Below are 13,705 nucleotides of genomic sequence, written 5' to 3'. Positions count from 1 at the left end.
TAGAACAAACCAGATCAGGGCTGCGGAACGGACACGATTCCGGCGATGGCCCAGGGCGAGAGCCGGCGTAGCCAAGCAAGACGGGTGCCGCTAACGGTGTCAATAATGAAACTACGGCGTTGCGGCCCCGCCCGTTGAATGCGCTCATTCAGCAGGGCCGCCAATTCCGCACGTCGGGGTTCACCTTCGTGCGCGTAGCGGCCGAGGAACCCGAGGCCAAGGACCGCAGCGTAGCACTCCAGGAGTACCACTTTAGGTGGCATCTCCCGTAAGCGAAGCGCAATTCGTTCGTAAACTCGATTGCCGGCGTCGTGGTTTCCAAAACGTTCGACCTGCAATGGGTGAGCATCCCATTTCGACCGCTCGTCTTCCGGGAGACATCTCAACGCTGTCTCGTCCAGCAGTCCGCATTGCGCATAGACAGCGTCTTCCAGTACATCACGAGGACATTGCCTGACTTGCAATGCACGATCGAAATCATCGACGATTCGCAGGCAGCGTTCCCGTAAGTCGAAGGCTGAACGCTCGGTCGCGTCCTGCGAAAGCAATGAGACTTCGAGGGCGGTATCGCGCAGCAGTGCGCGCATTGACGCGCCGTCGGATTCGCGCTGGGTGGTCCCGTTCACGACGTCAGCACCGCGTAAAGTTCAAACGATGCATCGGGCAAAGTGGTTGGAAGATAGACATGGCATGCACGTGCCGCAAGCATTCGTGCATGCGCGGGATCACGGGCGTCGAGCGCGAAGTACTGGTTTTCGAGGCGTACCGGAATGGCGGCCGGGACTCGCAACACAGCCTTCAGCGGTATGCCGGCGAGCGCAGAATTGACAATTCGTTCAATGTCGTCCGGCGCACCGACCTTGCATAATTTCGGGATTTGCTCGGCGATCTCAAACGCTGGCGCGGAAGAACTCACCGATAAATAATAGTCCGCGCCTACCAGCAGACGGTCATCTTTGAACTGGCCGGACCAGGTGGTCGCGCTCTTGCGGGTCAGGCCGATAGGAATAACGCGAGACGGAATGATTGCATCGAGAAGATCGCGAATCAGGGATTCGAGAGTCGAAAATACTTCGTCTTGCTTAGCATGTTCGTACATCGGAATGGACGTCAACGCCGTGCCGGTCGAAAAAGTCATCAACGCGCCGGTCAGCCCCGCCAGGATTTCGTACAGGCGTTCGGGCGGCTGATTGGGATGGGTGCCCAGGAAAGCCAGTTTGGGCCAGTGCGTGTTGATGCAGTGCAGAAGCCAGAAGAGTGATACGTCGGATACGCCAAATTCCGCAATTTGATCAACGCGCTCGCTGCGCCGCACGGCGAGCACCGTGCTCTTTGCCAGCAGGATATCCGCCAGGCGCGCAACGCGTTCCTGATGGCGCGCATTGGCCAAAAGCGTGAGACAAGGAGGGACGTAGGTACGATCGATCTCGAACTGGCCCCGTGCCCTGCGTGTGATGCGTGCGATGGGGCATACGACATCGTCCGCGTGCGGTTCGAATTCGAACAGTAGATGAACCGCATGGCGTTCCACCGAAAGCTCTTCCACTCCCGTTCCGTTCAGATCGGGTACCTCGATGAATTCCCGGAAATAGCGGCGAGGGCGCGACAGGGTCTCGTTGTCGAACCTGCAATTGCTGCCGTCTGCGTTGAGTAACGGCAGCGCCGCGACTACGATCAAGCTCTGCGCGTCAGCGGCCACGTCACGACCGAGATCGCGCGGACGTGGCAAGACGTCGGTGACTGAGGTGTCGATCAGCGTTCCATCGGGTAGCCGCAACTTCAGCCGCGTGAGAGACAGACGACCGGCGTCGAGCATATCTTCATCGATCGCCACGTCGATAACGCCCCACGGCTCAGCCACGGCGAGCGAGGCGAATTGTCGATGTGCGAAATTAAGCCACTGTTCTTGCTGTTGAAAATGCTGCGGCGTGAGTATCAGACCTTCATGCCAGAGCGGTTTGAAAGTCCGCATAGCGATTAAGTTTATTGTTGGCTTATTGGGGAGCAATCTAAACACGAACCATGCGGTGTCGTCTATTTAAGAGATAGCGATGCGTCAGGCATTAATCTGAAATCACCTTCCATGCGTTGGGGGCGCATCTTGCCTGGGTCTATTAGGCGTGGAGTCAATTTGTTGGTGTTGAAATTTCACATATATCTTCACTGGGTTTGATTTTAAAGAGGAGTTGATATGCCTCTGAAAACATAGTTTTGCCATTTAGATAGAATCGGATACCTAACGGGTTGACGAACGATCGTTCGCCCTGTTTTAATTAAAAAATACGCACGGGCCAATTTGAATTTATTTTGATTCATCCGGCCGGACGTTTCGTCACACCGTCAGCTGTATTCGCATTCTCCCTTTTTCGCACTGCGTGGTTAGCGTTATACGCGGGCTGCGCAGTCATCAATACAGGGCCACGAAGTCATGTCTGATAACTTTGAACGGGAAATTCCCAAGGCCCGAATTTCCATCTCCGTGGATCTGCACACTGGCGGAACGCTGCAGCGAGTTGAACTGCCTCTCAAGCTCCTCGTCATGGGTGACTACAGCGCCGGACAGGCGAGTAATGCACTTGTCGAGCGGAAAAGGATCGACGTCGATAAAAGTAACTTCGATGCGGTTCTCGCTGAGCTGAACCCGAAGATTGAGGTCGATCTGGAAAACGCCCTGGACGGCGAAAACCCGGGCTCGGGCGTAGCACTGAGCTTCATGTCGATGAAGGACTTCGAGCCAGAAAATGTTGCTGCTCAGATTCCGCAATTGCAGCGGCTCATAGCCATGCGCAACCTGCTGCGCGATCTCAAATCGAACCTGCTTGATAACAGCGCGTTTCAGATCGAACTGGAGCGAATCGTCAAAAGTGCGCCGCTATCGGAAAGCCTGATTGCCGAACTCGGGCGCCTCGGCACTGCGGAGTTGACGTGACGCGCACTGATAATTCAGAAGTCGACGCCGTACTGCCTTCGCCATCTGCACAGTACGACCGCAGCGTCTTAGGCAATCTGTTCGAAAAGATCGACCTGATTCCGGTGTACGAAGTGCGGTCACTGGAAGGGTTTCAGGATAACGACGCGTTGTCTACAGCGCCAGTTGCTGAACGTTTAACGCGGGCGCTTGGCGTGCTCATGGCGACGCTGACCAACTCTGGCTGCCCGATTGGAAGTCTAGATAAATCGCTTCTTGACTTTCACATTGATGCGCTTGATCAGCATGTCAACCAATGTCTCGATACCGTGATGCACTCGACGCAGTTTCAGACGATCGAGTCGGCGTGGCGCGGGTTGAAGTTTCTGGTCGACCGTACCGATTTTCGCAAAAACGTGAAGATCGAAGTGCTTGACTGCTCGAAGGAGACTTTGCAGCAAGACTTCGATGATACGCCTGAAGTGATCCAGAGCGGGTTGTACCACCACGCGTACATTCAGGAATATGACACTCCAGGTGGCCAACCGATCAGCGCGATCATCTCCGATTTCGAGTTCGTGAATTCGGCAAAGGATATCGCACTGCTGCGCAATATTTCGAAGGTCGCCGCAGCTGCGCACATGCCATTTATCGGCGCTGTGGGTCCGGCATTTTTCGGCAAGAAGTCGATGGAGGATGTTGTAGGGATCCAGGAAATTAGCGACTACTTCGATCGCGCCGACTATCTCAAGTGGATGGCTTTTCGCTGCACCGAAGATGCGCGCTACATCGGTCTTACGATGCCGCGTGTTCTCGGTCGTCACCCTTATGGCCCCGACAACACGCCCGTACGTGACCTGAATTATCGGGAAATGATCAAGGGTACTGATCCAAATCGCTTCCTTTGGGTCAGTGCCTCGTTCGCCTTTGCGGCGAACATGGTGCATAGCTTTGTCCGCAATGGTTGGTGTGTTCAAGTCCGAGGTCCGCAAGCGGGCGGGAAGGTTGCGGGCTTGCCCGTGCATCAGTATGACCTTGGCACCGGATTTCAAAACAAGATTTCAGCCGAGGTGTTGATCCCTGAAACGCGGGAATTCGAGTTCGCGAATCTGGGTTTCATGCCGCTGTCGTTCTTCGAGAACCATGACTTCGCTTGTTTCTTCTCCGCGAATTCCGTGCAGAAGCCCGCGCTTTATGCCACCCCTGAGGCCACTGGCAACAGCCGGATCAATGCGCGTTTGCCTTATATATTTCTGCTGTCACGCATTGCACATCACTTGAAACTGATTCAGCGCGAAAACATTGGTACGACCAAGGACCGACGTCTGCTTGAGGTAGAGCTCAATAATTGGATCAAGACGCTGGTCACCGAGATGACTGATCCTACCGATGACCTTCAGGCTGCGCATCCGCTGCGGCAAGCGGAAGTGTCGGTGGAAGACATTGAGGATAACCCAGGTTTCTTTCGTGTCAGGCTTTTTGTCGTTCCGCACTTTCAGGTGGAAGGCATGGATGTTGGTCTTTCCATGGTTTCGCAAATGCCGAGGGACAAATGCGAATCTATGTAACTGCGGACAGCACACTTCAATAATCAGCCGATGTATTGCGAGACATGTCAGCCAACAGGAGACGCCCACCAATGGGAATCATGGTTCTACCGACGCAAGCGTATAGCCTGCGTATCTCGAAGCAACCCGCCGCATTTTCTGTACTGTCTTTCGGGGGTCAGGAAGATATTAGCAAGCCGTATTGGTTGGTGATTGAGTTCACCTGTGCTCGCGCTGGACTTCCCATTGCCGACGTTCTCGGCAAGCGAGCCAAGTTTTCTGTTGAGCCGGTGGATCCCAATGCAGGACTGGCAGCGGAATTGGCCGCGCGCCTGGTGAAGCCACCTGAGCGGCTGATCAGTGGAGTTATCACCGAGTTCGATGAATTGAGTTCATCAGCCGATGAAACGCGATACAGCGTAAAGCTTGAGGCCCGTTTGTCCGATCTTGGATCCGAGGTCGCGAGCCGGCTGTTTCAGAATCAGACTGTTCCTGCCGTTATCGAATCGACGTTGCGGCACTACGGTTACACCGCTGTTGATTTCAAGTTCCAGCTTAGGGCCGAATACGAAACGCATGAATACATTACGCAGTATGCCGAATCGGCGTTGGCGTTCATCCAGCGCATTGCTGCTGAAGAGGGCATCTGGTTTCGTTTCGAGCAGACGCCCGAACATGAGGTCATTGTCTTTGGCGACGACCTCGATGCGTACGCGCGTGATCCGAAACTCTCGGCGCCGTATCGCGAGGAAGGCGGCTTTGCCAGCCGAGGTGCTGATTCAGTCATGACCTTGGTCGAGCGCCGCAAGCGCGTGGTGCAATCGATTACTGTGGATGACTACAACCATCGAACTGCGGGGGTTGCGTTGTTGACGAAGGTGAACACCGCACGCGACGACGAAACTACTGTCGGCAATCAGTACCGCTGGGGCGAGCATTACACCACGCCCGAGACTGGAAAACGTGTAGCGACCTTGAGGCATCAGGCTGAATTGGCACAACAGGTAATCTTTGAGGGGACTGGCAATGTGATCGGCATGACGCCCGGCGCGGTGTTCCGCTTTACCAACCGTGAACTCGGGAATGCTGAACATGGATTGCCGACCGTCAACGCACCGTACAGCACAGGCTTCGCGCTAGTCAGGCACCGCATGGAATACCCGCGCGGGCAAAAGCTGGCGTTCTTCAGTTTGTATATGCATTTGCAAAGCGTTGAAGAGTACGAGAAGGACAGCGCGCTAAAAAAGCCTGCGTATTGGGACCTAGCGTATGAAATCTTAGACTCTGCTGTGGATCGACCGGAAGCCAACGCGAATACCGGAATCGCCGCGCCTGAACAACAAGTCGGTTTGCGAGTTCGTGCGGCGCCGCGGCGTGGACAGATACTTGCAATTTTGCCGCAAGGAACGCGGCTTAGGATCGGCGAAAAGAAAGAGAAAGACCTGTGGGGAAAAATCGTTGAGATCGAATCGGGCGGGGAGGTGTATCCGCCGCAGGCCGGGGCTTATGTCGCCGACGATGCAAAGACCGGATGGATTTTTCTCGGCAAGGAACACGGCAAGCCGGTCGTTAAGCAGGTTTTGTCCGACGCGCAGTTAGACCGCGTGGTCATTTTGCCCAAACCGTTTCCTATTAACGCTGGCGACCTTATTGGACATCTCGGCCAGTATGACCTGTTGAGTCCACCGACCGCTGGAAACCGGATGGTACACATCGAGGTACTTTGCGACGAGGAGATTGAGTCGTATCTAAAGCAGAGTAGAACGTATGTGGATCAGCATGCGAAAGATGAAGATCACACGATCGTTCGCGTCGACAAGCAGGTGAAGCTTTACAAGAAAATGGACCAGGAGGGCATAAGTGCGCCGGAGACGGGAGTAGTGCAAATTTATCCAGTATCGGTCCTGGCCGCAGCCAAGAAAGAGGATCAGGCCCAGGAAACGGTAGCTGGAAGCGATGGAAGGAAAGCGCATTGGTGGATGATCGACAGTGCGGACGTGCGTCACGCGCCCATTGAAGGTTGGGTGCGGGAGACAAATCACGCCGGGGGAAGGGTGACGCTGGAAGCACCACACCAGTGGGTCGACTTCAAGACGCTAGAAGAGGCCCACGATCCTACGCATACGATGTTCGCTAGTGCGCAAGGTTGGATTGACTACAAGCTGGATGCTCCGGTACCCGAGGTTGCGGCATTGGCCAAGTTGAGTCCGGCCGCAAACGAGATATATCGGGCGGCGTATCCGACGGGGTCAGGGGCGCAGGCGGCGGACGAACTGCGTAAAGCTTCAAAGAATAAGTGGCGTCAGTTGATCTTGTCGCGATTAATAGTGCGGCACGAAAGCGAGTGGGCTAATCCGACAAAGTGGGATTCCCTATTTGCACAGGTCGAAGAGCGGACCGCCCACGATCCAGCGCTGGATGAAGAGAAGAAACGGATCGCGAAGCTCGTGTGGTGGAGCGATGTGGAAGCGGGGAAGATTGAAGGGTTTCCGTCGTCGCCGGAGGTGTTTCATATTCATCCGATTGGATTGTTGGGTAACTTCGTTGGAAAACCCGGTTACTTTTGCCGAGAATGCCGAGTCGATCTAATGGTCACTTCAGACATGATGCGTGAAATATTTCCCACCATTAGCCCTGACAACGCAAATGGCTTCGCTCCCGAGTTAAACATAGCCTTCGAAAAATATGAAATCAATACATGTCACCGAGTTGCGCATTTTTTTGGCCAGTGCGCCGTGGAATGCGGTGGCTTCACAGCATTCGCCGAGAGCTTGTACTACAAGGACGGAAGTCGACTCTGGCGCACATACCATAGCGCATTAGTACGTGGTCTTCATCGCTTACACCCTGCTTGGTCTGAAGCTCAAATGGAAAAATATTCAAAAACCGAGTTGGTAAAAAATGATCAAGGCTTAGGGTTGGTTTTATTTGGCGATAGTGATCAACCGGACGTGGATTATCGAGGGCGTGGTCTCTTACATTTAACGTGGATGGAAAATTATCGCAAATATAAAAGTCACAGCGGTATTGATATTGTCAAAGACCCACTGTCTGTCCAGTTTGACAAACACATAGCCACGGATTCATCGACCTGGTACTGGTCTCAATGGGGTATCAACGCAGTGGCAGACGAAAATAAGATCGTCAAAGTCACTGCAAAGATAAATCCCGCCCTGAAGGATATCGGTCGGAGGAAAGAAGCTGTCAAAGCCGCCTTCCGCGTCATCAATAAGGAAAGTCAATTATGCAAACAAAGATGGGAATCAACGCTCGATCAGGTGCATGGATGGTAAGAACTGCGTCTACGTTGTTATTTACTTATGCTTTTTTTTCTAGCCCCTTGTTCGCGCAAGTTGGTGACGTTGCATCACCAGCTATTTCCGCCAGCAATCTTATGGAGGGTTGCAAAATAGCTTTTCCCAAAGACGTTAAGCATTCGGATAGTGATCCGCTAAGTTCCGGTGACTTCGATATTCGAGTTATGTGGACGTGTGTCGGAAGTACAGATGTTGAGATCGATCGGTACGAAATCGAGGGCGGGAGTCCCGAGATTGTAACGTCAATCGTCTGGCCGAGCAAAACCGAACACTCGGCGTCTCTGCACCGGCCTATGTATTGAACGCAGTGGAAGTCGATGGTCCGGCTCCCGCGATGACCGAGCCCGTCATGTGTTCGTGGTCAACTCGATCCAATAACTCGCGCGGAGTGGAAGCGTCGCTCACCGATCTGTCTGAGCGGCTCGCCGATGCAGGCGTGCAACGTCTCAGTGAAAGTAAGGAGGAAGCCTGTCTTGCGCAGCTGTCGCAACAGGTAGCTCGACGCGCGGAGGCGCTGTCGCAACTTGTTTCGCAGCTATGCAACTCGCGGACTAGGCGTACGACGGTGTTCGGCGTAGTTTTCACGCCCCTGTTCAAACAGCAGCTCCTCGGCGGTGCTAACGCAACCCAAGCGCCATCTGTACTTGCGCAACCAACATGGCATGCCATCGCAGCCCACAGCCGGACCGTGCACGGCCGCCCCGTGGGTTTCTCGTTCTCACGTGTCGCGGCGTGGAGCGCAATCGCGCTCGCGGCCGTATGGATCACTGGCACGCTGGTTTCCGTGGCAGCCAATCGCAACGCTATCCAGACCGCGTCCACGACGATCGCAAAGCTCGCAGCAGCGCGCGACGCAACGCAAGCCACACAAAACCTCGACGTCCTACAAAACCAGATCGCCACACTCGAAGCACGTCAGCGTGACGGTGCCCCGTGGTACGCCCGCTTTGGTCTGAACCATGATGCCGCACTGCTGAGCGCCGCGTGGCCCGCCTACGAAGTCGCAAACAATCGCATCCTGATGCAGCCCTTGCGAACGAAGGTGGAATCCGATCTACGACAACTCGGCTCACTCACCGATCAGGAATTGGCAAGCGGCGGCGACGCACAGGTCAAACGCGCTTACAGCACCCTCAAGTCATACCTGATGTTGACCGAGCCTAAGCGCGTCGATTCGGGCTTCCTGATCCCTCAATTGCTGGCTGCTGGTCAACCTGCACGTCCCGGATCATCCGCCCTCAACCCGAGCAACTGGCGCGACGTGACCCAGCGTCTTGTGGCATTCCATGCGAACCACCTACGCCAGCGCCCGTCACTCGCCATCACACCCGACGCAACGTTAATCACCACAGCCCGTCAGACGCTCGTGAGCGTGATGGGTCTGCGGAACTCCACCGATACCGTCTACCAGCAGATCCTCGAAGAAACCCGCGTCAAGTACCCGCCCGTGTCACTGCAGTCGCTACTGGGCGACACTAGCAGCCGTGGCGTGTTCACAACCAGCGAAACCGTACCCGGCGTCTACACGCGGCAGGCGTGGGACGAGCGCATTGGCAAAGCTATCGATGACGCCAACGAGCAACGCACAGTTACCGGCGACTGGGTGCTGTCCGATGCATCAACAACAAGCGCAACCGCATCCGCTGCGTCGCTCAAGGAACAACTGCGCCAGCGCTACTTCGCCGATTACGGCCGTGCCTGGCAGCAGTTCCTGAACAGCGTGCGCTGGCAGGCGGATACATCCTTATCCGGTACCGTCGATCAACTGAGCCTGTATGCCGATCCACAACGCTCGCCGCTATCGGCGTTGTTCAAGGTGATCGTGTATCAGGCCAGCACGGGCGCTGTGGGGCAGTCGCTATCGGATACGCTCGTCAACAAAGCCCGGTTGCTCGTGGGCGGTGGTGACAAAGATAGCGATCCTTCCAGCGCTTCCTCACAACCCGAAGCACCGCTTGCATCGGCTTTCAGTCCGCTGCTGCGCGTCGCGGGCAGCGATCTGGCAACGGCCAGTACCACCAAGGCCGCTGCTCCATCGGCGAACACATCCGATATCAGCCTGCCGCGCTATCTCGAACGGGTAACAGGAGTACGCCTCAAGCTCCAGCAAATCATGATGAGCCCGGACCCGGACGCCATGTCGCGCACGGCGGCGCAGGCGATCCTGCAGGGAAAGACATCGGATATTGGCGACAGCCGCGACTACGCAAGCCGTGTTGCCGCGAGCCTTGGCGAGCAATGGTCGGGCTTTGGCAATGCGGTCTTTCAGCGACCACTCGATCAAACCTGGGACGTCGTTCTCCAACCGGCGACCGCGAGTCTGAACGAAACGTGGCGCACGGCCATTGTCGCGGCCTGGAACAAATCGTTCGGCGGACGTTATCCGTTTGCGGACTCGGATAGCGATGCTTCATTGCCTGAAATGGCGCGCTTCCTGCGTGTGGATAGCGGCGTGCTCTCGCAATTTATATCGACGCAACTTGGCGGCATCATCGAGCGTCAGGGTGATCAGTGGGTCGTCATGCAAGCCGCCGGAGGCAATACGCTCAGAGTCGATCCTGAATTCGTGAGTGCATTGAACCGGCTCACACGTGTAGCGAACGTTTTGTTCCCAACGGGTGACGCGAACCTGCGCTACGAACTACGCGCTATCCCTACACCTGGAATCACCGACGTAAAGATCGCGCTTTCGGGGCGGGACTTGCATTACTTTAATCAGCGCGAAGAGTGGGCGCCGTTTGTGTGGCCGGGAGAGGCATTGGAAAACGGCACGCGTATTGAGTGGAAGACCGAGCAGGCTGGCCCGCGCGTGGCGTTCGACTTCACAGGGCGATTTGGGCTGATTCGCTTACTCGAACGGGCAACCGTCTCGCAGCAAGATGGTGCCCGTTATCCGAAGTGCATGACGGCGCCGCAACGCTAATTAAAGGTGCCCGAATCGAACCGGCGGGATTTTCAGCAGAAGAGCGTTTGTGGCCGAAGGCGGACATCGCATTTTCAGGCTATCAACTCCTGCTGGAATATTTCACGTTCCGCGAGAAATTTTTGTTTGTCGACTTGTGCGGCCTGAGCATGGATGCGTTGCCAGCAGACGCCTGGAGCTTCGAGGTCGAAGTGCTGCTCAACGAAAGTTATCCAGCCGACCTGCGCTTCACGGCCGCCAATGTACGGTTGTTTTGCACGCCAATCATCAACTTATTCGAACTCGACGCCGAACCCGTGCGGATCGATCATCACGAAACCGAGTATCGCGTGAAGCCGATGCATCATCACGGCGACTTCGTCGAAACGTATTCGGTTGAAGCGGTTGAGGCGTTCGATCACGATACCGCCGAGCGTTTCGAGTACGTACCATTTTCGACGTTTCGGCATCGTGGCGGCATGCTTCGCCATGAAGCGCCGGAACGTTACTTTCATACGCGCGTCAGGCAAGGCGTGAAGGGTTTGTTTGACACATGGATCATTCTCGGCGGTCACGCGTGGGAATCGATGCCGGACCTGCCTGAGGAGACGTTGTCACTACGCGTAACGGGTACCAACGGCATGCTGCCACGCAAAGGTCTGCGCGAAGCGAGCATCAATGAACTGGTCGCGAGTGCACCAAATGTCGGACGCGTCCGCAACCTTACGTCGCCCACGCTGCCGGTCTATCCACCGGTGAATGACCGCTTCCAATGGCGCGTGCTGTCTCATCTCGCTCCGAACTTCTTGTCGTTGATGGACGCTGAAGTTTTGCGTGGGGCGCTGGCGTTGTACGACTGGACGGGAGACGAACTGAACCGTCGTCGACTCGCAGGTATTCAGCATGTATCGCAAAAACTCCTGCGCAAGGTGATTGGCGGCGGTATAGAGCGCGGCGTGCTGATTGAAGTCACGCTTGATAGCCATGCTTTCGCGGGCACAGGTGATGTGTACCTTTTCGGCGAGTTATTGCACCGGTTCTTTACGCTGTACGCCGAGATCAATCTATTCACCCAACTGGCGATCATCAGCTTACCCTCCGGAAAGCGCATCGAATGGGCGGCGAGTCATGCAGAGCGCTCACCGCTATGAGGACGCCTGAAATGCCTGATGGAATGACACCGTTCGTGCGGGCTCTGCTCGCGCGAGCGCCGCAGATGAATTTCTTTCAGTTATGCCAACTTCTAGAAACGCTGATGCCGCACAGCATGAGTCTTGGGGCCAGTGACACGCCAGCCGGCGAGACAGTCAGATTCCGGCCGTATCCCAAGGTGGGTTTTCCGGGCACTGAGCTTGCCGAAGTGGAATTCGATCACGAGCGTCCGGATCGGCCACCTACTGTTCGGACTACCTTCCTCGGACTGTACGGCGTGAACGCAGTGATGCCGCCGCATCTGATCGACGACATTGTGCTGAGGCGCGAAGGGCACGAGGAGGTCATGTCCTTTCTTGACCTCTTTAATCACCGGATTGCAACGCTTTTCTATCGCACCTGGCGCAAGTATCGGTATCCGTCGGGGTTCGAACGTGGCGATGACACGACCTCACGCGCGCTGTTGTGCCTTGCGGGATTTGGGCTCGGCGACAAGGCAGTTGGTGCCGGTCTGCCTGGTGCAAGCGTGCTCGGATTGCTGGGTCTTCTGACCCAGCGCACGCGAACCGTGGAGGGGTTGGCAGGCGTGGTTGCGCTGACGCTGCCCGGTGCCGGTGTGAAGGTTGACGAGCGCTTCCCTGTTTGGGTGAGGCTGGGCGATCAACCAGGACTGCGTTCGGGCGGTTCATTAGGCCCGCCAGGCACGCGCGGAACCGCTGGACAAGGGCTTGGCCAAGGACATGTTCTGGGAAGGCGTGTCAAGAATCGCGGCGAAGCGGTCTTGCTTACATTGCGGCCCTCAACTCCTGAGCAAGCGCACGATCTGCTGCCCGCTGCCCCGCTTTATAAAGAGTTGATCAGCATGTTGCGTGTGTACGTGGGTAACAAGGCAGACGTCGTGTTGCGAATGGAGGTATCCGCCGCCGTCATGCCGGTACTAAAGCTGGGCGCGGCACACGCTCACGCACTCGGCAAAGGTCATCAAGGTCGCCTTGCCTGGACCACGTTATTGAAACCGGCTAATGACCGCGTCATCACCATCCCGTTGGGCCGATACGAAGCGATCCCGACAGAACATGTTGCGCGTCCGGCACCCGGTGGCCGAGCTGCATGAACCAGGAGTTTGCATGCACGTTATTTCTACTGTAACCGCCGTTGCGGCGAGCCTGAGTCTATGCGCATGTGGTGCTTGGCAGGGCGTGTCTGACACGTCGTCCAGCGCTTATCAGGCAGTGTTTCACAAGCAGGTCAAGGTATTAAATGTTGATCTGAATGCGCGTGCGTCGCTGAACCCTGACGAGGCTAACCGCCCGGTGTCCGTAGCCGTTCGCGTTTATCAGCTAAAGGATCGTAAAGCGTTCGATGGAGCGTCCTACGATGATCTGTTGAAAAACGAGCGAGCCGTGTTGAGCGCAGACCTGCAAGACTCGGCGGGAGTGGTCGTCAACCCGGGCAGTGCGGCGAGCCTGTCGCAGCCCATGAGGCCGGACACAGAATATATTGCGATCGTGGGATTCTTCCGCAACCCGAAAAACGATCGCGATTGGCGCCGAGTGGTGCCGAGGAAATCGCTGTCAGCGAGCGACCCGCTCAGGTTCGATCTCGTTGGTCAAGAGCTTGTGGCGGCCAATGAAGTTCCACGTGAGCGACCTGCACGATGACGCCTGTTTGCCGCTTGTTGAGCAGGATCGCTCAACTGCCGCCGATTATTGTGGGGTGGAGTGGTGGATGGGTGCATCTAAAAAACAGCCGTTTCGCAACATCGCACGAATGGCTGTTTCGGTTAACGCAAATCCAGAATCAAATCACGTACAAATCAACGTATTCATTGACCGGCATTGCTTCGAGCGCTGCCTGATCCAGCGATACCGCGAGGATC

Annotated in this window: 9 protein-coding genes and 1 pseudogene; 8 read left to right on the top strand and 2 right to left on the bottom strand. The window is 55.9% G+C overall.

Annotation, left to right across the window (positions count from 1 at the left end):
* Window positions 1–14: 14 nt before the first annotated feature.
* Both AWB69_RS21980 and tssK read right to left on the bottom strand, forming a co-directional pair.
* Window positions 15–626, bottom strand: a complete 612-nt coding sequence (locus AWB69_RS21980; RefSeq protein WP_231937193.1) for a DotU family type IV/VI secretion system protein — start codon at window positions 624–626, stop codon at window positions 15–17.
* Window positions 623–1,972 (bottom strand): type VI secretion system baseplate subunit TssK, encoded by a 1,350-nt coding sequence (tssK, locus tag AWB69_RS21975; RefSeq protein WP_062088699.1) that lies wholly within the window; start codon window positions 1,970–1,972, stop codon window positions 623–625. Before tssK ends, AWB69_RS21980 begins: the two co-directional genes overlap by 4 nt.
* Before the next feature lie 456 nt (window positions 1,973–2,428).
* On the opposite strand from tssK, the gene tssB reads away from it, so the two are divergent.
* The 8 genes and pseudogenes from tssB to AWB69_RS47875 form a co-directional block, all read left to right on the top strand.
* On the top strand, window positions 2,429–2,929 hold the full coding sequence (tssB, locus tag AWB69_RS21970) for a type VI secretion system contractile sheath small subunit (RefSeq protein WP_062088697.1): 501 nt from the start codon (window positions 2,429–2,431) through the stop codon (window positions 2,927–2,929).
* Window positions 2,930–2,961: 32 nt separating this feature from the next.
* The gene (gene tssC, locus AWB69_RS21965) at window positions 2,962–4,476 is read left to right on the top strand and encodes a type VI secretion system contractile sheath large subunit (protein ID WP_062088826.1); all 1,515 of its coding nucleotides are present in this window, start codon (window positions 2,962–2,964) and stop codon (window positions 4,474–4,476) included.
* 71 nt (window positions 4,477–4,547) lie between these two features.
* Window positions 4,548–7,748, top strand: a complete 3,201-nt coding sequence (vgrG, locus tag AWB69_RS21960; RefSeq protein WP_062088695.1) for a type VI secretion system tip protein VgrG — start codon at window positions 4,548–4,550, stop codon at window positions 7,746–7,748.
* A 358-nt stretch (window positions 7,749–8,106) separates the two neighbouring features.
* Window positions 8,107–10,695: an ImcF-related family protein gene (locus AWB69_RS21955; protein WP_082913515.1), complete on the top strand. Its 2,589-nt coding sequence runs from the start codon at window positions 8,107–8,109 to the stop codon at window positions 10,693–10,695.
* Window positions 10,668–11,825 (top strand): annotated as a pseudogene (tssF, locus tag AWB69_RS21950) (type VI secretion system baseplate subunit TssF); the annotation flags it as partial. The gene AWB69_RS21955 and the pseudogene tssF, both read left to right, overlap by 28 nt.
* Window positions 11,826–11,836: 11 nt before the next feature.
* Entirely contained in the window at window positions 11,837–12,940 is a 1,104-nt protein-coding gene (gene tssG, locus AWB69_RS21945) for a type VI secretion system baseplate subunit TssG (protein WP_231937192.1), read from the top strand.
* A 13-nt stretch (window positions 12,941–12,953) separates the two neighbouring features.
* Complete coding sequence (tssJ, locus tag AWB69_RS21940) at window positions 12,954–13,487, top strand: type VI secretion system lipoprotein TssJ (RefSeq protein ID WP_062088688.1); 534 nt, start codon at window positions 12,954–12,956, stop codon at window positions 13,485–13,487.
* The coding region (locus AWB69_RS47875) for a hypothetical protein (protein ID WP_156528928.1) at window positions 13,468–13,705 on the top strand (238 nt) is incomplete at its 3' end. The genes tssJ and AWB69_RS47875, both read left to right, overlap by 20 nt.

This window comes from Caballeronia udeis, assembly GCF_001544555.2.
GTDB lineage: Bacteria > Pseudomonadota > Gammaproteobacteria > Burkholderiales > Burkholderiaceae > Caballeronia > Caballeronia udeis.
The sequence above is the reverse complement of the archived record's forward strand: the minus strand, read 5'-3'. Positions and strand labels throughout refer to the sequence as shown.

Bases quoted from the DNA above. Each gene is read 5' to 3' on its own strand.
- tssJ (WP_062088688.1), top strand. From the start codon at position 12,954: ATGCACGTTATTTCTACTGTAACCGCCGTTGCGGCGAGCCTGAGTCTA.
- tssB (WP_062088697.1), top strand. From the start codon at position 2,429: ATGTCTGATAACTTTGAACGGGAAATTCCCAAGGCCCGAATTTCCATC.
- vgrG (WP_062088695.1), top strand. From the start codon at position 4,548: ATGGGAATCATGGTTCTACCGACGCAAGCGTATAGCCTGCGTATCTCG.
- AWB69_RS21955 (WP_082913515.1), top strand. From the start codon at position 8,107: ATGACCGAGCCCGTCATGTGTTCGTGGTCAACTCGATCCAATAACTCG.
- tssK (WP_062088699.1), bottom strand. From the start codon at position 1,972: ATGCGGACTTTCAAACCGCTCTGGCATGAAGGTCTGATACTCACGCCG.
- tssG (WP_231937192.1), top strand. From the start codon at position 11,837: ATGCCTGATGGAATGACACCGTTCGTGCGGGCTCTGCTCGCGCGAGCG.